This window comes from Ensifer sp. PDNC004, assembly GCF_016919405.1.
Taxonomy (GTDB): domain Bacteria; phylum Pseudomonadota; class Alphaproteobacteria; order Rhizobiales; family Rhizobiaceae; genus Ensifer.
In genome coordinates this window covers 2129038-2153631 of sequence record NZ_CP070353.1, presented here as the reverse complement: position 1 = coordinate 2153631, position 24594 = coordinate 2129038, and the positions used below count along the sequence as shown (strand labels likewise).

The following is a 24594-nucleotide window of genomic DNA, read 5'->3' as shown; positions in this document are numbered from 1 at the left end:
TAAAATTGCGGATCCGGCGGGTAAGGTCTTGTTAAGGATTGGGGGCGCATGGTCATGCCAACTTGAGGCCGATCGATGTTGCATCGGCGTTCGGCAGAGATGCCGTCGCAGACATGACGTCGTTACTTCTCGAGCGATTGTTGGTTTAGCATTCAACTATCGAGGTGGCCTCCCAGCCACCTTTTTTTTTATGTGTCTCTCGTCTGCCCGGGCCTTGCTGAACGAGGCTCAGGAGCGGCGCTCAAGCGACCGCGACACGAGGATGACCGGGATCATGCCGGCGACGACGATGATCATCGCGGCGACTGAAGCATCTTCGACCTTGGCCCGGGACGCGTCCTCATAGACGAGTGTCGCCAGCGTGTTGAAGTTGAAGGGCCTGAGCATGATCGTCGCAGAAAGCTCCTTCATCGTCTCGATGAAGACGAGGAGCGCGGCGGTCAGTACCGCCGGGCGCATCATCGGCAGAAGGACGGTGCGCAGGGTCTGGCCGCCGGTGCGGCCGAGCGCGCGCGCTGCCATGTCGAGATGCGGCGAAAGCTTCTGGAAACCGGCTTCGAGCGAACCCTCGGCCATGGTGAGGAAGCGCACGCTGCAGGCGTAGATGATCGCAAAGCCGGTGCCGGTCATCATCAGCCCGGTGGAAACACCGAACGTATCGCGCATGCCGGCATCGATGATGTTGTCGAGAGCGGCCAGCGGGAAGAGCACGCCGATCGCAAGAACGGTGCCTGGCACGCCATAGCCGAAGGAGGCGAGGCGTCCGGCGATGTCGCTCACCCGCGAATGTCCCGTGCGCGCCGCATAGGCGAGCACGAACCCGAGCAGAACGGTAACCGTTGCGGTGGCGCCCGAGACGAGGATGCTATGAAAGAGCGCGTTGAGCAGCCGCGGCTCGATGAACTGGTCGATGCGCTTGAGCGCAAAATTGCCGAGGATCAGCACGGGAACGGCAAAGCCTGAAAGCACCGGCAGCAGGCAGGCGACCGTGGCGGCCCACTTCTTCCAGCCGGACAGCACGAGCCGGGCGGCGTCGTGGACGGCGGATGTCGTCTTCTGGCTGGAGAAGCGCTGGCGCCGCCGTGCGGCCCGCTCGATCATCATCAGGCCAATGACGAAGACCAGCATGATGCAGGCGATTTGTGCAGCGCCCGCGAGGCTGCCGCGGTTGAGCCAGGTGTCGAAGATCGAGAAGGTCAGCGTCTGCACGCCGAGGAATTCGACCGCACCGATGTCGTTCAGCGTTTCCATCGCCACCAGCGTCAGGCCGATCATGATGGCCGGGCGGGCCATCGGGATCTGGATGCGGAAGAACACCTTCAGCGGCCCGGCACCGAGCGTGCGCGCGACATCGGCGGCGGCGCGCCCCTGCATCAGGAACATCGAGCGGCAGGCGAGATAGATATAGGGATAGAGAACCGAGCTCAGCACCAACACGGCGCCGCCGAGCGAGCGGATATCCGGAAACCAGTAGTCACGGCTGGTCTTGAAGCCGAAGACCAGGCGGATCAACCCCTGCACTGGCCCGGTAAAAGTGAAAAGCTCACCGAACGCATAGGCCGCGAGATAGGCGGGGATTGCGAGCGGCAACACCAGAGCGGCTGACAGGAAGCGTCGCAGCGGAAACTCGCAGCTTGCGACGAGCCAGGCGGTGAGAATGCCGACGAAGGCGGTCGTAGCACCCGTCAGCGAGATCAAGAGCAGCGTACGCCCGGTGGCGCGCGGAATGACGTTCTGCATCAGATGCGGCCAGTCGCCGCCGCCGCCCGAGATCGCCAGCCAGGCTATCGCGATGATTGGCATCAGCACGATGAGTGATGTCAATCCGGCCCAGGTCGCCAGCAGGGGATGCGAAAGACCGGTTCCGGCACGCGCATGGCGGCGCTTGATGCTCTGAGATGTGGACTGCAATCGATCGATTCCGCGGCATAACGGCAGGACGTGGCCAGTGGTGGCCAAACTGGCCACCACAAGTCAACATTTCCTTATAGCATCCGGCCTCAGTTCGCCAAGACGCGTTGTGACGGGAAGGAAATTTCCACCAGCGTTCCCTCGTTCGGCGCCGAGGTGATCGAGAAGTGGGCGCGGTTCGCCTCTGCCATCGCCTTGGTCAGAGGCAGGCCGAGCCCGGTGCCGTCGCCGCGCTTGCGCGCGCCTGTCGTCACCTGTCGGAACGGCTTCATCGCCTGGTCCAGTTCACCGCGGGTCATGCCGACGCCGGTGTCGCGGATCCGCAGCATGACGCTGCCATTGGCCTCGTAGGAGGTCGATACCACGATCTGGCCGCCCGAGGGCGTGAAGCGGATGGCGTTCGCCAGAATGTTGAGCGCGATCTGCTTGATCGACCGGCCGTCGGCAACGACGTTGGGCACGGCCGCCGACAGCGAGGTGCGGATGATGACGCGCTGGCTGTTGGCCTGCGGCTGAACCAGCGACACGGCTTCCGATACGGCGTCATTGATCTCCACGGCGCCGAAGTCGAGCTCCATTTCGCCGGCCTCGATCTTCGAGATGTCGAGCAGATCGTTGACGATATCGAGCACATGGCGACCGGAGCGGCCGATATCGCCGGCATATTCGATGTAGCGCGGGTGGCCGACAGGGCCGAAATGCTCGCTCGCCATCATGTCGGAAAAGCCGATGATCGCGTTGAGCGGCGTGCGGATCTCGTGGCTGACGCGGGCGAGGAACTCGGTCTTGTGGGCATTGGCCGTTTCGGCCGCGCGCTTGGCGTTGCGGAGTTCCTCTTCCGTGCGCTTCCACTGCGTGATGTCGCGGATGACGGCGCAAAAGCCATTTGAGGCTGAAAGCCGCCCGATAGTCATGAACAGCGGAATGAAGCCGCCGTTTGCTTCCCGGCCGATCACCTCGCGCCCGTCGTTCAGAACACTCGCGACACCGTGGCCGGAAAGCCCGTGCAGGTAGTCGATGACTGCCTTCTGACTTTCGTGGGCGAAGAGCGCGGCGAAAGGTTTGCCGCGGATCTCGCCCTCGTCATAGTTGAAGAGCGCGCTTGCCGAGCGGTTCATCGAGCGGATGTCGCCGTCATGGCCGAGAACGACGACGCCGTCGGTCGCGGTTTCGAGGATCGACTTCAGCTCGTCGATTTCCGTCTTCAGGCGATCGACGTCGTCATCGGAGATGGCCTGGTCGAGCTTGCTCGATGGCATGTTCGCGGCCGCCGGCGTCAGCGCCAGCATCAGCGCGCTCCGGCCGTCCCAGCGGATCGTGTGCAGGCGTGCGGTGACCGGACGCATCTGGCCGTCCTTGCGGATCAGCATCATCGTGCCGTCGGGTTCCTGGTCGGTCGCCTCTTCGCCGTTGGCAAAAAGCGCGTCGAGGCCGCCTTCCTGGACGAAGTCGTCGAGGTCGCCATAGGCGGTGAGCCGCAGGAATTCCGGATTGGCGTGCAGCAGTTCTTCACCGCGATGCACGAGCATGCCGATCGGCAGGCTGTCGAGGATCTCGCCGCTTAGGCCGATATCGGCCGCTTGCGGCTGGGGTTCCACGTTCGCCTGTTTGTCCTCGGCGACGCCGTCGTCGGTCTTCGCTTCGGTTTCTTCCGCGCCAGGCTGCTCTTCTGCCTCTGGCGTCGAGGACGAAATGGTTTCGTGCGCGTCCACCGGCAAGGGGGTGTTCGTATCGGCTGGCGCGTCGCTTTCCTCGACCGGCGCGGCTTCCGTCGGCTTGCCGAAATGCTCGCCCAGTTGCCGAGCAATTTCGCGGAACGCGGCCTGTTCGCCGCGCGTCAGTGCGGTTGCGGCGCGATGTTTCTCGAGTTCGACGATCTTGTCGGAGGCTGGAGGCTCGGTCGTATCGACCAGCTGTAGGGCAGGGCGCTCTCCCTGGAAGGGATCCTCAAGTGCCGCGTCGTGTTCATCGGAGGCGACTTCGGCCGCGTGGACCGGCTCTGCCTCATCCACACTGGTGGAGAGGGCCTGGTCTTCGTTCGCGTCGTGATCCTGCACCGTTGCGGCAGGCTCGGCTTCCGCTTCTGACGAGGGCTGTTCGACGACCTGCGCCTCGTCCGAGGACCGTTCCTCGATCTCGGAGCCGGTAGCTGGAAGATGCGCGTAGTCTTCCGGCAACGTCGCTTCCGCGTCCGGTTCCTCCGCCATGTCCGTTGCGGCGTCGAATGTGAGGCCGTTGGCGTCTTCGTCTTCCACGGCATCGGCAAGGCGCACGATGCCGAAACCGCGGAAGCCGTCGAATTCGCGAGAGCGCGAGTAGGTGGGCAGCGCCGCCAGGTCGACCGGAACCTTGAGGCTCGTGCCCTGCACGGGCCAGAAAATCGTCTTGCCCGACCAGGTGTCGCGGCGCTGCAGCAGCGCGCCGATCTTCTGGTCAGGATCGAGGCCGTAGCGTGCCGCCACTTCATTAAAGGTGGTGCCGATCACATCGGCGGCGCGCGGGCCGACGGCGGTGGCGAATTCCTCGGAGATCTCGCTGAAGCGGCCTTCGGCGTCGATCTTCCAGACGAAGCGCACCGCACGGGCGCCGGGCACGAACGCAAAGTCGGCCTGTTCGGACGGGGCGGTCTGGGCTGCCTCGACCGTCTCGTCCTCGCGAGCGCCCTCTTCCGTCAACGGGATTTCATCGGCGGCCGGCGTCTCGGCCGCGGTCACGTCGGTCGCGACCGCAGGAGCCTGCTTGCCTTCCTCTTCCGTTGGCTCCACGTCCTGCGCCGTAATGTCCGCATCCGCGGCCGCAACCGCCTGCGGATCTGTTGCGGCAATCGCCTCCGGTTCTTCCGGCAGAACGACCTGGTCTGCAGCGACGTCGACGTCTGCGTTCTCAAGGTCGCCATCGTCCTGCGCGGCATCCGCTTTGACAGGCACCGCCTGTTCGAATGCGTCGGCCAGGGCAGTGTCTTCGGCTGGTGCAGCGCTTTCATCCAGCGCTTCGGCCGGTTCGACGGTGTCCGCTGCCTCTGGCGCCGCCTCCTCAGGAACCGTTGCCTCCGGAATCGCTGTAATGGGGACCGGTGTCTCTGCGGTCGGCTCCAGTTCCCCGGCCGGCGGCAGGATCGGCAAGGCTTGCGCAGCCTCAGTCTCTTCGTCCGGATCGAGCGTGCCGAGAATGGTCTCGACAGCAAAGAGCAGGTGCAGCGACGGCTCGTCGGCGATCTTGCCGACCGCGGCCGGCAGGTGCCCTTTCCGCGTTGCGACCGGGCGCTTGATCAGCCAGTCGTGGTCCCGGCCGACGGCGTCGACGAGCTGCTTGCGCGTCTCGTCCGACATGCCGAGATCGATGAAGCCCGGCGAGTGCGCGATGATGCCGCCGTTGCCGTCGAGGACGGCCATGTGGGTGTCCGGCCCATCGAGGCCGGCGATCATGCGTGCAGCGCGATCCTCAAGCGTCAACGGCGCGCCGGAATGCGGTGCGGTAAAGAGTACGGCGTCCTCGTCCGGGCGCACGCGGATCATCTCCACGCTCACGTTGAGCGGCGTGCCGCGGAAGCCCGAGAACTTGCGGATCGAAAGCTGGCGCCGGTCGCCGGCGCGCACGAGCTGCGCTCCCGCGGCCTTGAGCTGACGCAGCGACAGGTCGCCCTGGTCCGGTCCTGCATCGATGAAATCATAGATCGACCCAGCTCCGAAAAAGGCCGCGCCCTGGTCGTTGGCCCAGAGAATGCGTGCGAAGTCCCGCGAAAACAGGATCGCCGCGTCGCCGCGGGCAAAATGCTCCCGCACCCGCGCATGCACGGCGATATCGATGAAGGGATACTGTCTCGCGGGCATAAAGGGGGCCTATTGACGGATCGCTTGCGGGTTAACACTCTATTAATACCCGGCAGGCCCGCAAGGGTCCAGCGAGGGCCGGAGCTTCGTCACGGCTTTCGGCGCGAAAGGTTAATTCTCCGGATTTTGTGCACTGCACAATTTTATTGCAATGCACAAGCAAGTAGTTTATATAATGCGCATCAATCAACGGCGCCTCTGAAGAGGGCCAGACACCAAGGAGCGCTTTCATGGCTACCAAGAAGACCGACGACGTATTTTCCCTTTCCTCTTTCGACCCGGCGAAGTTCACCGACAGCTTCCGCGACTTCGCGGAAAAGGGTGCCGTCCAGTCGAAGGAAGCCTATGCCAAGATGAAGACCGCTGCCGAAGAGGCAACGAAGACCGTCGAAGCAACGCTCGAAAGCGCCCAGACCGGCTCCGTCGAACTCGGTCTCAAGGCCATCGACGCGCTGCGCACCAATGCTGAAAATTCGCTGTCGCACATGGAAGCGCTGCTCGGCGTGAAGTCGCTCTCGGAATTCGTCGAACTGCAGACGAGCTTTGTCCGCAAGCAGGCCGAGCTCGCCGTCGAGCAGGCGAAGTCGATGCAGGAAGCGACCAAGAAGGTTGCCGAAAACGTCACCAAGCCGGGCAAGGACGCCGCTGAAAAGGCGATGTCGTCCTTCAAGAACGTCTGAACTCAGCCTACCGCGCCGGCTGAACAACGGCGACAGATTGCTGTCGCCCAATTCTGCCACTGCGCCGAAATCCAAGAATCCGGATGGCTTGCCATCCGGATTTTTTCCAGGATAATCTCAAGTTAAGGCTTGCAAAGCGACGGAAGTCTCCGTATGTGAGCCGCCAAGCGACTGATGTCGCTTTATGTGCGGTTGTAGCTCAGTTGGTTAGAGCGCAGGTTTGTGGCACCTGAGGTCGTAGGTTCGATTCCCACCAACCGTACCATTTCTTCCCTATTCCACCGGTGTAGAGACTTGCAGGGCGCCTTGCTTGGTCAGAACAGCTTGGCCAGGGCTCTTAGCGCCACGATATCTTGGACGCCGTTCTGATAAAGTTCGATGAGCCGGGCAGCGAGCGCCGTTGCCTCTGCCGACTGGCGCGAAAGTTCTCGCTCGCGCAGCGCTTCCTTGAAGACATCGTCGATCTTGGTGAGTTCACCCGGCAGGATCGGCCGGCCCGGAATGGACACAAGCATCCTTCCATACTCCTTTGTCGAAGCGGGAGCGCGTGCCGACTGCGACCGGCGTGTGGGAGCCATCGCCTTGAGCAAGCAGCTCTCTTCCCTGTGAAAGCAACGTCGGACCAGCGCGCCGGGTTCCTGTCGTCGCGATACCCAATTCGGGCTAGTATTTGGGCGCTGGGCGGATCCGGTTCGAATAGACACGGGACCCATCCGCCGGTAAAATTTAGCCAAGAGGATTCCCAGTAAGGCGTCGCAATCCATGGCCAAAGAATCCATCACACGGCGGCTTGCCGCCATCCTGGCTGCCGATGTCGTCGGCTACAGCCGGCTGATGGAGCGAGACGAGAAGACCACCTACACACAATTGATGGCGCGGTGGAGCCAAGTGCTGGAACCGCTCGTCGAAACCCACCAGGGCCGGGTGTTCAAGCGGACGGGCGATGGCGTGCTCGTGGAGTTTTCGAGCGCCGTGAACGCGGTCGAATGCGCCGCCGCCTTGCAGCGGGCGATGTTCTTAGCCAATGCGGACGTGCCTCATGATCAGCAGATCGTGCTGCGCGTCGGCATCAACATGGGCGACATCATGGTCGCCGACAGCGATCTCTACGGCGACGGCGTCAATGTCGCCGCCCGGATCGAAGCGCTCGCCAGGCCCGGCGGCGTGGCGATTTCCGATGGAGTGCACGAATATGTGCACGGCCGCATTGAGCTTGATTTCGTCGACAACGGCCACCACGAGGTCAAGAATATCGAGCGGCCGGTGCATATCTGGAGCTGGTCGCCGGACGAATATGCCGACGCGCCGATTAGGGTCGCCGCCGAGGCCCCGCCGCAACTTCCGAGCCGGCCGTCGATCGCCGTGCTGCCCTTCGACAACATGTCCGGCGATCCGGAGCAGGGCTATTTCGCCGACGGCATTACCGAGGACATCATCACCGATCTCTCCAAGGTCTCCGGTCTCTTCGTCATCGCCCGCAATTCCTCCTTCGCCTACAAGGGCAAGTCGGCGGATATCCGTCAGGTCAGCCGCGATCTCGGCGTTCGCTACGTGCTCGAAGGCAGCGTGCGCCGCGCCGCCAACCGCATTCGCATCAACGCCCAGATGATCGACGGCACCACCGGGGGCCATCTCTGGGCCGAGCGCTACGATCGCGGCATTGAGGATATCTTTGAAGTCCAGGACGAGGTGACGCGCACCATCGTGACGGCGCTCAAGGTGAAGCTGACGGCTGGCGAGACGGAGCGGCGCGAGGGGCGCGGCAAGGTCGATCCGGAGGCCTACGATCTGCTCGTGCGATCGCGCCAGGCGATCCTGCGGTTCGACGCGGTGTCATCTGCGGAAGCGCGCAGCATGCTCGAACGGGCGATCGTCATCGACCCGGAGCTTGCCGCAGCCTACGCGTCGCTCGCGATCATCGCGATGACGGACTACATCAATCGGTGGAACGGTGGTACCGTCGACAATATCGAACGCGCTCTCAAGCTTGCGCAGAAAGCCGTCGAGACCGACGAGCATGAACCTCACGGCCACCACGCGCTCGCTATAGCGCTCTGCTGGAAGCGCCGCTTCGACGAGGCCGAGCGGGCTGCCCAGCGCACGATCGAACTCGACCCGAACTCCGCCGGCGGCCACACTCAGCTTGGCACGATCAGGGATTTTCTCGGCCAGTTCGAGGAGGCCTTGCCCTTCTACACCCGCGCCCACCGGCTCGATCCGCAGTTCGACCTGGCGCTGCATTTCCTTGGCCGGACCTTGCTCAATCTCGGCCGCTTCGATGAAGCCGAGATCGCCTTCAAGCGGCGCCTGGCCTTGGCGCCGCGTTCGGACATGACGCGCTTCTATCTCGCCTGCCTCTACGGTCGTACCGGACGCCATGAGGAAGCGCGGCGCTACTGGCACGAAGTCTTTGAGGTCAATCCGGATTTTTCCATCGACCACTTCAAGCGGGCGATGCCCTACCAGGATCCGGCCGTCATTCCGCGGCTGATCGACGGTCTGCGCGAAGCCGGGATTTCCCTTTAAATATCTGTCTCGCCCGGGTTCGCCCGTGAGGAGCGTGCCTGGGCGCCTGATGTCTCAGACGAAGATCTGGTGCTCCGCGGTCACCAGTTCCTGCAGGAAGGCGACGACGGTGCGCACGCGTACGAGATCGCGGGCGCTCTCATGATAGGTGGTCCAGTAGGCGCGGCGGATGGTCGTTTCCGGCAGGATGCGTTTCAGCTCCGGCGCATGGCGGGCAATGTAGTTGTGCAGAATGCCGATACCGGCGCTGGAGCGCACCGCCTCCGTCTGGCCGGTGGCGCTGGAGATCTCGAAGGACGCGTCCCAGCTGCGCATGATCTCAGCGGAAAAATTCAGCGACGGCGTGAAGATCAGGTCCTCGACGTAGCCGATGCGGCGGTGTCCCCTCAGGTCGTCGATCGTCTGCGGCGTACCGTGTCTTTCGAGGTAGTCGGCCGAGGCGTAGAGGCCGAGCGTATAGTCGGTGAGTTTCGAAGACACGAGCCGGCCCTGTTCCGGCCGCTCGATGGTGATCGCGATATCGGCCTCGCGCTGCGACAGCGAGAAGGACCGAGGCACCGGCACCAGCTGCAGCTTCAGTTCCGGATAGCGCGCCGTCAGCCGGCCGAGCCGAGGGGCGAGGAAAGAGACGCCGAAGCCGTCGGGCGCGCCGATCCGCACCGTGCCGGCGATCGCCGTATCGATCCGGCCGATCTGCGACTGCGCTGCCAGCATCTCTGTCTCCATCCGCTCGGCAGCACTGAGGAAGATTTCACCCTCGGCGGTCAGCTCGCAGCCGTTCGGCCGGCGCACCAGGAGCCGCGTTTTCATCGCCTCTTCCAGCGCAGTCACCCTCCGGCTGAGCGTGGCATGGTTGACGCCCAACCGCTTGGATGCGGCCAGGATCTGTCCGGTCCGCGCCACGGCCAAAAACATTCTGACATCGTCCCAGTTCATGGTGTTGAGCCCCGGTTGCGGTCGTTGGGCTTTAGTTTTTGCACAACGGTTGCTGAATATCGGAAATTGATTTGTTGAAATCGTAGTGCGATCATGCCGCCACAATCAAGATCTGGAGGAAACCATTCATGTACGAACTCGGTCATTTCATTGATGGCAAGCGCGTTGCCGGTAAGAGCGGTCGCGTCAGCAACATCTTCAACCCGGCAACCGGCGAAGTGCAGGGCACCGTGGCGCTCGCAAGCGACGCGGAACTTTCGGCAGCCGTCGAAAGCGCCAAGGCAGCACAGCCGAAGTGGGCGGCCACCAACCCGCAGCGCCGCGCCCGCGTCTTCATGAAGTTCGTCGAACTTCTGAACGCCAACATGAACGAGCTCGCCGAGATCCTGTCGCGCGAGCACGGCAAGACGATCGAAGACGCCAAGGGTGACCTCATTCGCGGTCTCGAAGTCTGCGAATTCGTCATCGGCATTCCGCATCTGCAGAAGAGCGAGTTCACCGAAGGCGCCGGCCCCGGCATCGACATGTACTCGATCCGCCAGGCCGTCGGCATCGGCGCCGGCATCACCCCGTTCAACTTTCCGGCCATGATCCCGATGTGGATGTTCGCCCCGGCCATCGCCTGCGGCAACGCCTTCATCCTGAAGCCGTCCGAGCGTGATCCGTCCGTTCCGATCCGCCTTGCCGAACTGATGATCGAGGCCGGTCTGCCGGCAGGCATCCTCAACGTCGTCAACGGCGACAAGGGTGCGGTCGACGCGATCCTGACGCATCCTGATATCGCCGCCGTCTCCTTCGTCGGCTCGACCCCGATCGCCCGCTACGTCTATGGCACGGCGGCCATGAACGGCAAGCGCGCCCAGTGCTTCGGCGGCGCAAAGAACCACATGATCATCATGCCGGATGCCGATCTCGACCAGGCCGCGAACGCCCTGATGGGCGCCGGCTACGGCTCGGCCGGCGAGCGCTGCATGGCGATCTCGGTTGCCGTTCCGGTCGGTGAGGAAACCGCCAACCGCCTGATCAGCAAGCTGACGCCGATGGTCGAAAGCCTGCGCATCGGCCCCTACACCGACGAGAAGGCCGATATGGGCCCTGTCGTCACCAAGGAAGCCGAACAGCGTATCCGCAGCCTGATCGACAGCGGTGTCGAGCAGGGCGCCAAGCTCGTGGTCGACGGCCGCGACTTCAAGCTCCAGGGCTACGAGCAAGGCCACTTCATCGGCGGCTGCCTGTTCGACAACGTCACCCCGGACATGGACATCTACAAGACCGAAATCTTCGGCCCGGTTCTCTCGGTCGTCCGCGCCAAGACCTACGAGGAAGCCCTCGATCTGCCGATGAAGCACGAATACGGCAACGGCGTCGCGATCTACACCCGCGATGGTGATGCGGCCCGCGATTTCGCCTCGCGCATCAACATCGGCATGGTCGGCGTCAACGTTCCGATCCCGGTTCCGCTCGCCTACCACTCGTTCGGCGGCTGGAAGTCCTCGTCCTTCGGCGACCTCAACCAGCACGGCCCGGACTCGATCAAGTTCTGGACCCGCACCAAGACCATCACCGAGCGTTGGCCCTCGGGCATCAAGGACGGTGCCGAGTTCGTCATGCCGACGATGAAGTAACAACGGGATAAAGATCCTCCCGCCTCGGGGCCTCCTTCGGGAGGCCCTTTTTTGTTGCATTCGGCGATACGACACAACTAATTTGCGAACCGTGGGCAAGGGCCGTGAACGGACCGCTGCTTCAACGGCAGCCTGGCGGGCGGGGGCGCACCAGGCGAATTCTGTTTGATCCTGTGCTGTTGGAGCGCTTTTGCGGCGTGTCCGATGCACAACGGATGGGACGGAGGGGACCATCATGGTCGTGGCTGAAGCGACGTCGTTTCAAGCAGCGCCGACACGCGAGGTTGGCCATGGCTTCATTCATCACCTCGAACGCTTTCGTCCTCAGCTGATTGCCGTCGTCGCTGCCACGATACTTTCCGGGTGGGCAGTCTACCGTTACGCGGTGCCGGCGCTCGTCGAGATCGCGGTGCTGGTGACGCCGCCAGTCGTGCCGAAGATCATGTCAGCGAGTAACCATCGAGGCGATGGACCGAACTGTATTCGACAAGACCAAGCTAAGCACCGAACGCCTTTGCGCTCCCGGACGGCACGCTGGTGGTCACCGACGAACTCATCGAGCTTGCCGGCGACGATACGGAAGTGACTGTCGGGGTTCTGGCGCATGAGATCGGCCACGTCGAACTGGAACACAGTCTGCGCCAGATCTATCGCGCCGCCGGGGTTGCCGGCCTCATCATGATGATCGGCGGCGATATCGGGTTTGGAACTGAAGATTTGCTGGTGCAGGGCGCCGGCCTTCTTTCGCTTTCCTATTCGCGCGGGGCGGAAAGTGCGGCCGACAGCCATTCGGTGGAGCTGATGCAGAAGGCGGGCAGGGATCCGGTGGCGATTGCCCGCTTTTTCGATCTGATCGAGGAAAAGCTCGACGATCATGGCGAAACCAGCATCCTGTCGACGCATCCAGGGACGCCGGAGCGGCGCAAGGCGATCCTCGACTATGCGGCGGAGTTGCGCGCCAAGGCGCAGTGAGCCTGCTGGACGTGTCGTCTCGCTATTCCCGAAACGAAAACAGCGGGCCGATGGCCCGCTGTTTCTGTCTTGCGACTTGTCTGTGATCAGTCCTGCGGACCGTCGTTGTAGCCGACCTTGTCGACCAGTTCGGAAGCCTTCTTGCGGTTCGCCGCGATGTCGGCAAGCGGCAGGTCGTCCGGCTTGATCGTGCCGAAGGACTTGACGACGTCAGACGGCTCGGCGCCCGGCAGAACCGGATATTCGAACACCTGCTCGGCGTAGATCTTCTGGGCTTCGCCTTCCGACAGGAATTCCATCAGCTTCAGCGCGTTGTCCTTGTTCGGGGCGTTCTTGGCGAGCGCCATGCCCGAAATGTTGACGTGCGTGCCGCGGTCCTTGGCGTTCGGGAAGAGCACCTTGATGGCCGCTGCCCAATCCTTCTGTTCCGGCTCCTTTTCGTTGGTCATCATCAGACCGACATAGTAGGTGTTGCCGAGTGCCAGGTCGCATTCGCCGGCGAGAATCGCCTTGGCCTGGTCGCGGTCGCCGCCGTCAGGCTTCTTGGCGAGGTTGTTCTTCAGGCCGGTCAGCCACTTCTCGGTCTCGGCTTCGCCATGGTGGGCGATCATCGAGGCGAAGAGGCCGATGTTGTAGGAGTGCTGGCCGTCGCGGGTGCAGATCTTGCCCTTCCACTTGGGGTCGGCAAGCTCTTCATAGGTGATGTCGTCCTGCGCGACGCGCTCCTTGGAAGCATAGACGACGCGGCCGCGGGTGGTGAGGCCGAACCAGTTGCCCTCAGGATCGCGGAAATGCGCCGGGATGTCCTTGTTGATCGTCTCGTTGGCAACAGGCTGGGTGACGCCCGCATCCTTCGCCTCGGTCAGGCGGCTGATGTCGACGGTCAGGATCACGTCGGCCGGCGAGTTGGCGCCTTCGGCCTGGATGCGCTCGACGAGACCCTTGTCGAGGAAGAGCACATTGGTGGTGATGCCGGTTTCCTTGGTGAAGGCGTCGAGCAGCGGCTTGATCAGGTCGGGCTGCCGGTACGAGTAGATATTGACTTCACCATCGGCCCAGGCGGCGCTCGTTGCCAGCAGGGTTGCCGTCAGGGACAGGACGCCCATCGATGCTCTTGAAACGGACATCGCTTCCTCCATTTTCTCGTTTGAGCTAAGTTAACAAAATTCCTCATCTTTCTGACCGGGGCGCCGCAATCAGTCAATCAGGAAACCGTAAACGCTCAACAAGAAGTGACTTTTCTGGCTTTTTGGAATTGTTCCAAACTACGATCCGTCCTATATGATGAGTTCGTGAACCTCTCGATGCCGGAGTGAATGATGCGTCTGACGAAGCAAACGAACTACGCGGTTCGCATGTTGATGTACTGCGCCGCCAACGGGGAAAAGCTCAGCCGCATTCCCGAAATCGCCAGGGCCTATGGCGTTTCCGAGTTGTTTCTCTTCAAGATCTTGCAGCCGCTGACCAAGGCCGGCCTCGTTGAAACCGTGCGTGGCCGCAACGGCGGCGTACGCCTGCCGAAGCCTGCCTCGGCGATCACGCTGTTCGACGTCGTCAAGGTGACGGAAGACAGTTTCGCGATGGCGGAATGCTTCGAAGCGGGTGAGATCGAATGCCCGCTCGTCGACAGCTGCGGCCTGAACTCGGCGCTGCGCAAGGCGCTGAACGCCTTCTTCGAAGTGCTGCAGGGCTACACGATCGACGACCTCGTCAAGGCCCGCCCTCAGATCAACTTCCTGCTTGGCCTGGAAGAAACCAAGCGTCCGCAGACCTCGGCTGCCTGATATCTCCGAACACCGCCGCGCACATCGAGCGGCATGGCCTGGCGGCTGACGTGCCGCCGGGTGTTATTCCTGCGGTAGATATTCCCGCAATATGAAGTCGATCGCAGTCGGGTCGATTTCAGCCTTGTCGATGCGGAAATCGGCGCCGTAATCCTCCAGATTCTGAAAATAGGCATCGGCGAGCGAAGCTGAGATCACACCGATCGGGCCGATATAGCCCTGGTGCCGGAGGGCTGGGACCGTCTCGCGGAAATCGAGCTGCGGCCGCAGGCGGTTGTCGAGCAGGATCATCGACACCGGTTTGCCGGAGCGCAGGAATTCAAGCGCATCGTCCATCGTCTGGCAGTAGTGCAGCTCGATGTCGATGCTGCTCACCTTGCGGATGAGCGCGCGCAGGATCAGGTTTTCTGCCGGGTCGTCGTCAACGAGCAGGATGTGTGCTTTTCGCGTCATGACCGAATACCCTTGCTGATGGCGGGCGTCCCGTTCGTTGGGCGTGGCGGTGCGAAACGCGGCCACGCATCGGCTGCTACTGGATGATCTGCTCTCGGATTGCCTTCGCCACCATCTGGGTACGATTGACGACGTCGAGTTTCTTCAGGATCGTTGCGGTGTGTGAGTTCACCGTGTGCTCCGACACCGAAACGATGAGCGCGATCTCGCTTGCCGTCTTGCCGTGCGAGATCCATTTGAGGATTTCGGTTTCGCGCGGCGTCAGTCCCATCCCGGCCTTGTTGGCAAGCGCGATGCGATAGAAATAGTCGAAGGCGGCGATCGCGTCATAGGCGAGCGCGACATGCTCGGCCCGGCCGATATCCTCCCCGTCTCCGAGAAAGAGCACGGCGTAGCGTGCACCAGTCGAGGCTGCGTGCACGGGCACGCTGACGAGCAGTTCGAAGCCGAGCTGCACCAGCAGGTTCTGCCCAGCGTCGCAGCCGGGGTCGTCCGCCCGCCAGACCGACGAGATCGCCGAGCGGTGCAGTGTCTTGTAGAACACGGAGTCGCCGAAGCGATGGCGCTTGTCGTATTCTTCCGCAAGCCCGGAGGGCAGGTCGTGCAGCACCAGGCGGGTGGACAGCATGCAGGCGTCGTTCTCGTTGCCAAGCTGCAGGACGCCGAAATGGCTGAAGCCGAAGCGCAATGCCATCGTATGAAAAATGCGGAAGAAATCGACGCGGTTCAGCGCCTTCTCTAGCTCGTCGCGAAGGTCGTATCGCCTGTGATTTTCCAGCAAAGCCGCCACGGACTGGCTATCCCCTTATCGTCGCGCGGCAGTTTATCCCGCGCGCCGCAGCGATCAATCGGCAAAGTGCGTTGCCGGTATTGCGGGCAGGCAGCGTCATGCCCGTCCCTCGGCAAGCCTGCCGAACGACTGAAAGCAGTAAAAGGCAGCTGCCGGTCCCTCCCAAGGACGTCTGGGCACGTCGAATGTCTCCCCCGAGTTTTGTATACATTTTATTGCACAATCCCGTTCGGGATTTCTACCATAGTATCTTGGGATTGACGGAAAGCTGTCGAAGCCGAATCGCATGTCCGTGCGGCCAATGATTACGGCTTTCTCAATCGCGCATTCGCCGAGGAACGCAGGCGGCTGCCGCGGGTCGGCATCGCGCCGCTGACGGGCGGGCAGGGCGGGCCGCAGGCCCTGCGAAAGCGGCCAAAACGCCATGGAGTTTCGGTGCTGCAGCGCACTGTTTTGTCAGTCGATTCTAAAACAGTGGACGAATATCCCGGCTCTACCTGCGGACGAATTTTTCGCATAGACAAATTTCTGCGGCGACTTATTGCAATGCGACGCCAAATGTCGTTCCATCCGGCCTTGACCGGGGGGCAACGGCATTCCGCGTCAGGAAAACACGAGAACAAAAACAAATCTGGGAAGCAAAGCTCATGAAAAAGCTCACTACTCTGTTTGCAGCGACGGCGCTTGCCACGCTGATGGCCGGCTCCGCCTGGTCGAAGACGTTCGTCTATTGCTCGGAAGGTTCGCCAGAGGGTTTTGACCCGGGCCTGTACACCGCCGGCACGACCTTCGACGCGGCTGCGCACACCGTTTACAACCGCCTGCTCGAGTTCAAGAAGGGCACGACCGAAGTTGAGCCGGGCCTCGCGGAAAGCTGGACGATCTCCGACGACGGTCTGGTCTACACCTTCAAGCTGCGTCCGGGCGTCAAGTTCCAGACCACCGAGTTCTTTACGCCGTCGCGTGACTTCACTGCCGACGACGTGGTGTTCTCCTATGAGCGCCAGCTGAAGGCTGACAACCCGTGGAACAAGTACATTGCTGGCGCTTCGTGGGAATACGCAGCCGGCATGGGCTTCCCGGAAGTCATCAAGTCGGTTGAAAAGGTCGACGACCTGACCGTCAAGTTCACCCTGACGCGCAAGGAAGCTCCGTTCCTCGCCAACATCGCGATGCCGTTTGCTTCGATCCTGTCGAAGGAATACGCCGACAAGCTGCAGGCTGACGGCAAGATGGAGCAGATGAACCAGATGCCGCTCGGCACCGGTCCGTTCGCTTTCGTTGCCTACCAGCAGGATGCCGTCATCCGCTACAAGGCAAACCCGGACTACTGGGGTGGCAAGCAGAAGATCGACGACCTCGTCTTCGCGATCACCTCTGACGCTTCGGTTCGCTTCCAGAAGCTCCAGGCTGGCGAATGCCACCTGATGCCGTTCCCGAACGCTGCCGACGTTTCGAAGATGAAGGCCGACCCGAACCTGAAGGTCATGGAACAGGCCGGCCTCAACGTCTCCTACCTCGCCTACAACACCACGCAGGCTCCGTTCGACAAGCCGGAAGTCCGCAAGGCGCTGAACAAGGCGATCAACAAGCAGGCGATCGTCGATGCCGTCTTCCAGGGCGCTGCCCAGCCGGCCGTCAACCCGATCCCGCCGACGATGTGGTCGTACAACGACAAGATCGAAGACGACACCTACGAGCCGGAAGTCGCCAAGAAGATGCTTGAAGACGCAGGCGTCAAGGACCTGTCGATGAAGCTCTGGGCAATGCCGGTTTCGCGTCCGTACATGCTGAACGCCCGTCGCGCAGCTGAACTGATGCAGTCGGACTTCGCCAAGATCGGCGTCAAGGTCGAGATCGTCTCCTACGAGTGGGCCGAATACCTCGACAAGTCCAAGGCGAAGGATCGTGACGGTGCCGTCATCCTCGGCTGGACCGGCGACAACGGCGATCCGGACAACTTCCTCGACACGCTTCTCGGCTGCAACGCTGTCGGCGGCAACAACCGTGCACAGTGGTGCAACCAGGAATTCGACGCTCTCGTGAAGAAGGCGAAGGAAACCTCGGATCCGGCAGAGCGCACCAAGCTCTACGAAGAGGCGCAGGTCGTCTTCAAGCGCGAAGCGCCGTGGGCCACGATCGACCACTCGCTCTCGGTCGTGCCGATGCGCAAGAACGTCGAGGGCTTCGTTCAGAGCCCGCTTGGTGATTTTGCCTTCGACGGCGTGGACATCACCGAGTAATTTAGTTAACTGATCCTTAAGGGGGCGTTTGCCAAGGGCAAACGCCCCTCTTTGCATCCACTATAGCGACCCCGAGTTCCTGCTGGAGCGCAAAAGGTCGCTGTGGCATTTCGACTTGCTGTATGCTTGGCCGCTAAGTGGGAAAGCATGCGGTGGTGCCAGCGGCGGGATACAATGCCGCGGCAACATGGCGCGGGGTTTAACATGTTCCGATTTCTCTTGGGGCGATTGGCTGTCCTGATACCGACCTTCGTCGGCGTCTCCATCATCGCCTTCTCCTTCATCCGCCTGCTTCCGGGCGATCCGGTCGCGCTGCTTTCGGGCGAGCGCGTCATGTCGCCGGAGCGACATGCGGAAATCTCACACGCACTCGGCTTCGACCGGCCGATCGTGGTGCAATATCTCGATTATCTCTGGGGCGTTCTCCAGGGTGACTTCGGCACCTCGATCGTCACCAAGAAGCCGGTCATCGACCAGTTCTTCGAACTGTTCCCGGCAACCGTCGAGCTTTCGCTCTGCGCGATCCTGTTTGCGGTCATTCTCGGCATTCCGGCCGGCGTGATTGCCGCGATCAAGCGCGGCTCGGCCGTCGACCAGGCGATGATGGGCACGGCCCTCGTCGGCTTCTCCATGCCGATCTTCTGGTGGGGCCTGCTGCTCATCATGCTCGTTTCCGGCATGTTGCAGTGGACGCCGGTCTCCGGCCGCATCTCGCTGATGTACTTCTTCCCGCCGGTCACCGGCTTCATGCTGATCGACTCGCTCCTGTCCGGCCAGGCCGGCGCCTTCAAGTCGGCCGTCAGCCACCTGATCCTGCCGACGATCGTGCTCGGAACTATTCCGCTTGCGGTCATCGCGCGCCAGACGCGCTCGGCGATGCTTGAAGTTCTCTCCGAAGACTACGTGCGCACGGCACGTGCCAAGGGCCTTTCGACCTTCCGGGTCGTCGGCGTCCATGCGCTGCGCAATGCGATGATCCCGGTGGTCACCACCATCGGCCTGCAGGTGGGCGTCATGCTCGCCGGCGCGATCCTGACCGAAACGATCTTCTCCTGGCCGGGCATCGGCAAGTGGATGGTGGATTCGGTGTCGCGTCGCGACTACGCCGTCATCCAAGGCGGCCTGCTCGTCATCGCCGCGGTGATCATGCTGGTCAACCTCATCGTCGACCTGCTCTACGGTCTCATCAATCCGCGCATCCGGCACTAAGGAGGGCGTCATGTCTCAAGCTGCTGCAACAAGCACCGTTTCGACCGATCCGTCCCGCCGGGCGCGTTTGGCCGAATTCTGGTATTACTTCTCCGAGAACCGTGGCGCCGTGATCGGTCTCGTGTTCTTCGTGTTCCTCGTTCTGCTCGCGGTCTTCGCACCGTGGGTCGCACCGCATGATCCGGTGGCACAGTACCGCGACGCGGTGCTGGTTCCGCCGGTCTGGCAGGAAGGCGGCCGCGCCGGATTCCTGCTCGGCACCGATGCCGTCGGCCGCGACATGCTGTCCCGCCTGATCTACGGCACGCGCTTCTCGCTGTTCGTCGGTGTCATCGTCACGACCCTGTCGCTCGTCGGCGGCATCGCACTTGGCGTCATCGCCGGCTACTTCCGTGGCTGGGTCGATACCGTCATCATGCGCGTGATGGACATCATCCTCGCTTTCCCGTCGCTGCTGCTCGCCCTCGTGCTGGTCGCCGTCCTCGGCCCGGGCCTGGTCAACGCCATGATCGCCATCGCGCTCGTCTTCCAGCCGCACTTCGTGCGCCTGACGCGTGCTGCCGTCATGAGCGAAAAGACCCGTGACTATGTCGTCGCCGCCAAGGTGGCCGGCGCCGGTCATGGCCGTCTGATGTTCAAGACGATCCTGCCGAACTGCATGGCGCCGCTGATCGTCCAGGCGACGCTCTCCTTCTCGAGCGCGATCCTTGACGCTGCGGCCCTCGGCTTCCTCGGCATGGGCGCACAGCCTCCGACACCGGAATGGGGCACGATGCTCGCCGAAGCCCGCGAGTTCATCAGCAGCCACTGGTGGGTGGTGACCCTTCCGGGTATCGCGATCCTGATCACCGTGCTTGCGATCAACCTGATGGGTGACGGCCTGCGCGATGCGCTCGATCCCAAGCTGAAGAGGTCCTGATCATGGCGCTTCTTGAAATCGAAAACCTGGTCGTCGAATTCCAGACGGCCTCCGGTCCCTTCCGCGCCGTCAACGGCGTATCGATGAAGGTCCATGAAGGCGAAGTGCTTGCGATCGTCGGCGAGAGCGGCTCGGGCAAGTCCGTGTCGATGCTGGCCGCCATGGGGCTTCTGCCCTGGACGGCGAAGGTGACGGCAGACAAGCTCACCTTCAACGGTCGCGACCTCTTGGGCATGTCGGCCAGCGAAAAGCGCAAGATCGTCGGCAAGGACATTGCCATGATCTTCCAGGAGCCGATCGCCAGCCTCAACCCGTGCTTCACCGTCGGCTTCCAGATCGAGGAAGTGCTGCGCATCCACATGGGTCTCGACAAGGCCGGTCGGCGCAAGCGGGCGATCGAACTGTTCGAGGCGGTCGGTATTCCCGATCCGGCCGAGCGGCTCAGCCACTATCCGCACCAGATGTCGGGCGGCCAGTGCCAGCGCGTGATGATCGCGATCGCGATCGCCTGCAATCCGAAGCTGCTGATTGCCGACGAGCCGACCACCGCGCTCGACGTGACGATCCAGAAGCAGATCCTCGATTTGCTGATGAAGCTTCAGGCCGAGCACAAGATGGGCCTGATCATGATCACGCACAACATGGGCGTGGTCGCCGAGACCGCCGACCGGGTGGTCGTGCAGTACAAGGGCCGCAAGATGGAAGAGGCCGACGTGCTGACGCTCTTCGAAAACCCGAAGAGCAACTACACGCGCGCACTTTTGGCGGCTCTGCCTGACAACGCGACCGGCGATCGTCTGCCGACGATTTCCGAACTCTTCGTCGACGAAGGAGCGGCCCAATGAGCGTGATCCTCGAAGCGCGCAATCTGGTGCGCGACTACCATATCCCCGGCGGCCTCATCAAAAAGGCGAAGACGGTTCACGCGCTGAAAGGCGTGAGCTTTTCCGTCGAAGAGGGCAAGACGCTGGCGATCGTCGGCGAAAGCGGCTGCGGCAAGTCTACGCTCGGCCGCATCCTCACCCTGATCGATCCGGCAACCTCGGGCGACCTTCTGATCGAGGGCAAGAAGATCGATATCTCCAAGGGCGACATGACGCCGGAGATGCGCCGCAAGGTGCAGATCGTCTTCCAGAACCCCTATGGCTCGCTCAACCCGCGCCAGAAGATCGGCGACATCCTGATGGAACCGCTGGTCATCAACACCGACACGCCGGCCGACGAACGTCGCGACCGGGCGATGACGATGCTGAAAAAGGTCGGCCTCACCGAGCTGCACTTCAACCGCTATCCGCACATGTTTTCGGGCGGCCAGCGCCAGCGTATCGCCATTGCACGTGCGTTGATGCTGAACCCGAAGCTGCTGGTGCTCGACGAGCCGGTCTCGGCGCTCGACCTGTCGGTTCAGGCACAGGTGCTGAACCTGCTCGCCGACCTTCAGGACGAACTGAAGCTCACCTACGTCTTCATCAGCCACGACCTGTCGGTCGTGCGCTACATCGCTGACGATGTCATGGTGATGTATTTCGGCGAAGCGGTCGAATACGGCAGCCGCGACGAGGTCTTTGCCGATCCGAAGCACAGCTACACCAAGACGCTGTTTGCAGCGACGCCGCGTGCGGATGTCGAGAGCATCAAGGCGCGTCTCGCCAAGAAGAAGCAGGCGGCTTGATCTCGTCGATCTAGCGTCAATGAAACAGGAAGCCGGGACATCGTTCCCGGCTTCTTTGACTTGAGGGCATGATGGTGTAGAGGTGTCGCGCCGCCTTCAACTCTCGCCTTTCGGCGGCGGGCAGCCGCTTTTCGGCCGGACAGATCGTCCGGCCCAACCTCAGGAACACGTCCATGGAAATCAAGCGTTTCGAAACCGGCCCCCGTATGAGCCAGGCCGTCGTCTACAACAACACCGTCTACCTCGCTGGCCAGGTCGGCAACGCCGGTGACGATGTCGTGACGCAGACGAAGCAGGCGCTTGCCGAGGTCGACCGTCTTCTGGCGCTCGCCGGCACCGACAAGACCCGCATCCTTTCGGCCACCATCTGGCTCGCCGACATGGCAGACTTCCCGAAGATGAACTCGGTCTGGGACGCCTGGGCACCGCAGGGCAACACCCCGGCTCGCGCCACCGGCGAAGCCAAGCTCGCGACCCCGGAATACCTCGTCGAAGTCATCGTCGTCGCCGCTGCCGCCTAAGGCTGCACTACGGGAATTTTCCGTCTTCTTATTCCTGCGCCGCCGGATTGCCATCCGGCGGCGTTTTTCGTTCCCATTCCAGCTCCCTCGCGCGGAACCAAACGGCGCGCCGGCACGTTAAGTGTCAGATCCGAAGAAGCAGGCCAAAACCGGCCGCCACCATTGGGAGGACTGTCAATGCTCTACTGGCTGCCCCGTGTCTGTGTCCTTCTCCTGGCGGGTGTCATGATCGGTTTCGGGCTCGTTCCCTACACCGCCGCAGGTGTCGCCCATACCTTGCTCGTCATCATCCTGGGGCTCGGCCTGTTGTCGCTGACCCTGCATGTCTTCCCGCCGGAACACCATTGACCGTGCAAGATCAATCACGCGATGTGCCGCAATCAGGGCCCGAGCAAAAGACAGGGCGGCCCGATCTGTTGACAGGAAACGCGAACGACCCGCGCGCCGCCCTGGCCGAGGGACGGCGCGGAATGATCGCGACTACGCTGCGGGGGGCGGGTGCCGCCCAGCAGCGCAAGCGCGCGCGGCGGATCGTCGAGGAAGAGGCTGCAGTCGCGACGGCGGCGCCATCGACCGCTCCGCGGCGCGACGGCATCGACCTGATGGTCGCCTGGAGCACCATCGGCCTTTTCGCCATTGCCGCATGTGCGGGCATCTACGCCATGGAAACGATCCTGCTGCCAATCACGCTGGCGATCGTCGTCGGAGTGGTGCTCGGCCGGACCGCCGACGGGCTGGCGCGTTACGGTCTGCCGCCGATCTTCGGGGGGCTGCTGTTGGCGAGCATCTTCGTCACCGGCCTGTCATGGCTCGTCAATGCGCTTCTCGGCCCGTTGACGGCGCTCGCCTCCGAGGCGCCGAAGCTCGCCGAGAGCGTGGTGGCGCGGGTGATGCCGTTCATCGATCGGTTCGAGTGGCTTCGGCTGGCCGTCGCGCGCAGCATCGGTAACGATGCGATTGCTGACACCGTCATGAAGAATGCCGGACCGATGCTTGCCGCCACCGCAGCCGGGCTGACGCCCGCCTTGGTGCAGACCCTCATTTTCCTCGCGGCACTCGGCCTGTTCCTGCTCGGGCGGCTGCAACTGCGCAAGGCCGTCATCCTTGCCTTTGCCAGCCGTGAGCGGCGGCTTAGCGCCATTCGCATCATGAACGGCATCGAGGATGCGTTGGCGCGATACTTCTCGATCGCCAGCGTGATCTATCTCTCGCTCGGCTTGGTGACGACGGTGATCGCGTTTGTCGGCGGCCTGGGCATGGCGCCGCTGTGGGGTCTGTTCGCTTTCGTCTCCAGCTTCATTCCCTATCTCGGCGTGACCGCGATGACGCTGAGCCTGCTGGTGGCGGGGCTGATGACGCACGAGGTGCTGTGGCTGGCATTGGCGCCGGCCATAGCCTTCTTTGTGGTCCACCTTGCGATGGAAAACCTTGCCATTCCGGCGATCCTCGGCAACGAACTCGAGGTGAACCCGTTCCTGATCTTTTTGGCGATCGTGTTCTGGACCTGGATGTGGGGAGCGGTCGGCGCCATGCTGGCACTGCCGCTCTCTCTCATCGTTCTCGCCATTGTCGAGGAAATCACCGACCAGCCGCCGGAACGGCAGCTCCCTGGATAACGGAAATGTTGCCCGGCCTAGCGCCGGGCAGAGCGTGCGTGCTCGTCGAAGAACAGCGCCTGGCTGATCAGTGCCTTCACCATGTCCGGATTGAATGGTTTGGTCACGAGGAAAGCCGGCTCCGGCCGCTTGCCTGTCAACAGCCGTTCCGGGAAGGCGGTGATGAAGATCACCGGCACCGTGGCCTGTGTGAGGATCTCGTTGACGGCGTCGATGCCCGAGCTGCCATCGGCAAGCTGGATGTCGGCCAGGACCATCTTCGGGGAGGTCTTGCGGTAGAGATCGAGCGCCTCGCCGTGGGTGCGGGCGATTCCGGTCACGCGATGGCCGAGGCTGGTCACCATATCCTCGATATCGAGCGCGATCAGCGGCTCGTCCTCGATGATCAGGACGTCGGTTGCGACCTGGCGCGAGATGTCCTCCGAGGCGACGGTCAGCAGCTTCGAAAATTCGGCTTGGCTCAGGCTCATGACCTCGGCCGCATCGGCGATGGAAAAGCCCTCGACCGACACGAGCAGAAACGCCTGGCGCGGCACAGGCGCGATCAGCGACAGATTGGCGGCAGCCTGCTTCTCCCATGCGAACGGCGAGGTGTTTTCGCTGCGGTCAATCGAGATCTTTTCGAACTGTGAGCAGAACAGCTTGTAGAGGCTGATCCGGTCGTTCGAGGCTTCTGGAAAGAGGCTGATGTCCTCGATCAGGGCTTCGAGAACAGCGGCCACATACCCGTCGCCTGCGGCCTGCGAGCCTGTAACGGCCCGCGCGTAACGGCGCAGAAAGGGCAGGTGGGGCGCAATCCGGGTCGAAAGTGACATCAACGACTTCCTTACGTGCAATGCGATTCGTTTGATTTCTGAGGATAGGGGGTATGTGGCGGAATAGATGGATGTTTTGAACACGTTTTTCG

The 24594-nt window shown here is 62.5% G+C and carries 20 protein-coding genes, 1 tRNA gene and 1 pseudogene; 14 read left to right on the top strand and 8 right to left on the bottom strand.

Annotated features, from left to right (window positions below; all coding sequences use genetic code 11):
* Positions 1-228: 228 nt before the first annotated feature.
* Entirely contained in the window at positions 229-1911 is a 1683-nt protein-coding gene (locus JVX98_RS18720) for an iron ABC transporter permease (RefSeq protein ID WP_205237065.1), read from the bottom strand.
* 89 nt (positions 1912-2000) lie between these two features.
* Positions 2001-5741, bottom strand: coding sequence for an ATP-binding protein (locus tag JVX98_RS18715; protein WP_205237064.1), 3741 nt, complete (start codon positions 5739-5741; stop codon positions 2001-2003).
* A 230-nt stretch (positions 5742-5971) separates the two neighbouring features.
* Between JVX98_RS18715 and JVX98_RS18710 the strand changes: the two genes are divergently transcribed.
* A complete protein-coding gene (locus tag JVX98_RS18710; RefSeq protein ID WP_205237063.1) occupies positions 5972-6421 on the top strand; it encodes a phasin in 450 nt (149 codons plus the stop codon).
* 188 nt (positions 6422-6609) lie between these two features.
* A tRNA-His gene (locus JVX98_RS18705) sits at positions 6610-6686 on the top strand.
* Positions 6687-6735: 49 nt separating this feature from the next.
* Here the strand turns inward: JVX98_RS18705 and JVX98_RS18700 are convergent.
* A complete protein-coding gene (locus JVX98_RS18700) occupies positions 6736-6936 on the bottom strand; it encodes a hypothetical protein (RefSeq protein WP_192447772.1) in 201 nt (66 codons plus the stop codon).
* Between the two features lie 247 nt (positions 6937-7183).
* Here JVX98_RS18700 and JVX98_RS18695 point away from each other — a divergent pair, with 247 nt between their 5' ends.
* The gene (locus tag JVX98_RS18695) at positions 7184-8947 is read left to right on the top strand and encodes an adenylate/guanylate cyclase domain-containing protein (protein ID WP_205237062.1); all 1764 of its coding nucleotides are present in this window, start codon (positions 7184-7186) and stop codon (positions 8945-8947) included.
* 54 nt (positions 8948-9001) lie between these two features.
* Here the strand turns inward: JVX98_RS18695 and JVX98_RS18690 are convergent, their stop codons facing one another.
* Entirely contained in the window at positions 9002-9883 is an 882-nt protein-coding gene (locus tag JVX98_RS18690; protein ID WP_205237061.1) for a LysR family transcriptional regulator, read from the bottom strand.
* A 128-nt stretch (positions 9884-10011) separates the two neighbouring features.
* Between JVX98_RS18690 and JVX98_RS18685 the strand changes: the two genes are divergently transcribed.
* Both JVX98_RS18685 and JVX98_RS18680 read left to right on the top strand, forming a co-directional pair.
* Positions 10012-11508 carry a CoA-acylating methylmalonate-semialdehyde dehydrogenase gene (locus JVX98_RS18685; protein WP_034800841.1) on the top strand — a complete coding sequence of 499 codons (1497 nt, stop codon included), beginning with the start codon at positions 10012-10014 and terminating at the stop codon, positions 11506-11508.
* Between the two features lie 169 nt (positions 11509-11677).
* Positions 11678-12480 (top strand): annotated as a pseudogene (locus JVX98_RS18680) (M48 family metallopeptidase); the annotation flags it as partial.
* An 86-nt stretch (positions 12481-12566) separates the two neighbouring features.
* Here the strand turns inward: JVX98_RS18680 and JVX98_RS18675 are convergent.
* Complete coding sequence (locus JVX98_RS18675; protein WP_371826570.1) at positions 12567-13586, bottom strand: Fe(3+) ABC transporter substrate-binding protein; 1020 nt, start codon at positions 13584-13586, stop codon at positions 12567-12569.
* 213 nt (positions 13587-13799) lie between these two features.
* On the opposite strand from JVX98_RS18675, the gene rirA reads away from it, so the two are divergent.
* Positions 13800-14264 (top strand): iron-responsive transcriptional regulator RirA, encoded by a 465-nt coding sequence (gene rirA, locus JVX98_RS18670; RefSeq protein ID WP_034801384.1) that lies wholly within the window; start codon positions 13800-13802, stop codon positions 14262-14264.
* Between the two features lie 63 nt (positions 14265-14327).
* Here rirA and JVX98_RS18665 read toward each other — a convergent pair whose 3' ends face one another.
* Together JVX98_RS18665 and JVX98_RS18660 are read right to left on the bottom strand one after the other, a co-directional pair.
* Positions 14328-14783 (bottom strand): response regulator, encoded by a 456-nt coding sequence (locus JVX98_RS18665; protein WP_205237059.1) that lies wholly within the window; start codon positions 14781-14783, stop codon positions 14328-14330.
* Between the two features lie 10 nt (positions 14784-14793).
* Positions 14794-15507, bottom strand: coding sequence for a helix-turn-helix transcriptional regulator (locus tag JVX98_RS18660; protein WP_205237058.1), 714 nt, complete (start codon positions 15505-15507; stop codon positions 14794-14796).
* A 647-nt stretch (positions 15508-16154) separates the two neighbouring features.
* Between JVX98_RS18660 and JVX98_RS18655 the strand changes: the two genes are divergently transcribed.
* The 8 genes from JVX98_RS18655 to JVX98_RS18620 all read left to right on the top strand — a co-directional run bounded on the left by JVX98_RS18655 (position 16155) and on the right by JVX98_RS18620 (position 23687).
* A complete protein-coding gene (locus JVX98_RS18655; protein ID WP_034800843.1) occupies positions 16155-17750 on the top strand; it encodes an ABC transporter substrate-binding protein in 1596 nt (531 codons plus the stop codon).
* A 204-nt stretch (positions 17751-17954) separates the two neighbouring features.
* Positions 17955-18959 (top strand): ABC transporter permease subunit, encoded by a 1005-nt coding sequence (locus JVX98_RS18650; protein ID WP_034800844.1) that lies wholly within the window; start codon positions 17955-17957, stop codon positions 18957-18959.
* A 10-nt stretch (positions 18960-18969) separates the two neighbouring features.
* Positions 18970-19878, top strand: coding sequence for an ABC transporter permease subunit (locus JVX98_RS18645; RefSeq protein WP_034800846.1), 909 nt, complete (start codon positions 18970-18972; stop codon positions 19876-19878).
* Positions 19879-19880: 2 nt separating this feature from the next.
* A complete protein-coding gene (locus JVX98_RS18640) occupies positions 19881-20723 on the top strand; it encodes an ABC transporter ATP-binding protein (RefSeq protein WP_192447763.1) in 843 nt (280 codons plus the stop codon).
* The gene (locus JVX98_RS18635; RefSeq protein ID WP_043618254.1) at positions 20720-21550 is read left to right on the top strand and encodes an ABC transporter ATP-binding protein; all 831 of its coding nucleotides are present in this window, start codon (positions 20720-20722) and stop codon (positions 21548-21550) included. The genes JVX98_RS18640 and JVX98_RS18635 overlap by 4 nt, the downstream gene beginning before the upstream one ends.
* A gap of 173 nt (positions 21551-21723) precedes the next feature.
* Complete coding sequence (locus JVX98_RS18630; RefSeq protein ID WP_025426006.1) at positions 21724-22071, top strand: RidA family protein; 348 nt, start codon at positions 21724-21726, stop codon at positions 22069-22071.
* Between the two features lie 177 nt (positions 22072-22248).
* Positions 22249-22419, top strand: coding sequence for a hypothetical protein (locus JVX98_RS18625; RefSeq protein WP_090425577.1), 171 nt, complete (start codon positions 22249-22251; stop codon positions 22417-22419).
* 137 nt (positions 22420-22556) lie between these two features.
* Positions 22557-23687 (top strand): AI-2E family transporter, encoded by a 1131-nt coding sequence (locus tag JVX98_RS18620; RefSeq protein ID WP_371826569.1) that lies wholly within the window; start codon positions 22557-22559, stop codon positions 23685-23687.
* A gap of 17 nt (positions 23688-23704) precedes the next feature.
* Here JVX98_RS18620 and JVX98_RS18615 read toward each other — a convergent pair whose 3' ends face one another.
* Complete coding sequence (locus JVX98_RS18615) at positions 23705-24502, bottom strand: response regulator (RefSeq protein WP_192447760.1); 798 nt, start codon at positions 24500-24502, stop codon at positions 23705-23707.
* Between the last annotated feature and the right edge of the window lie 92 nt (positions 24503-24594).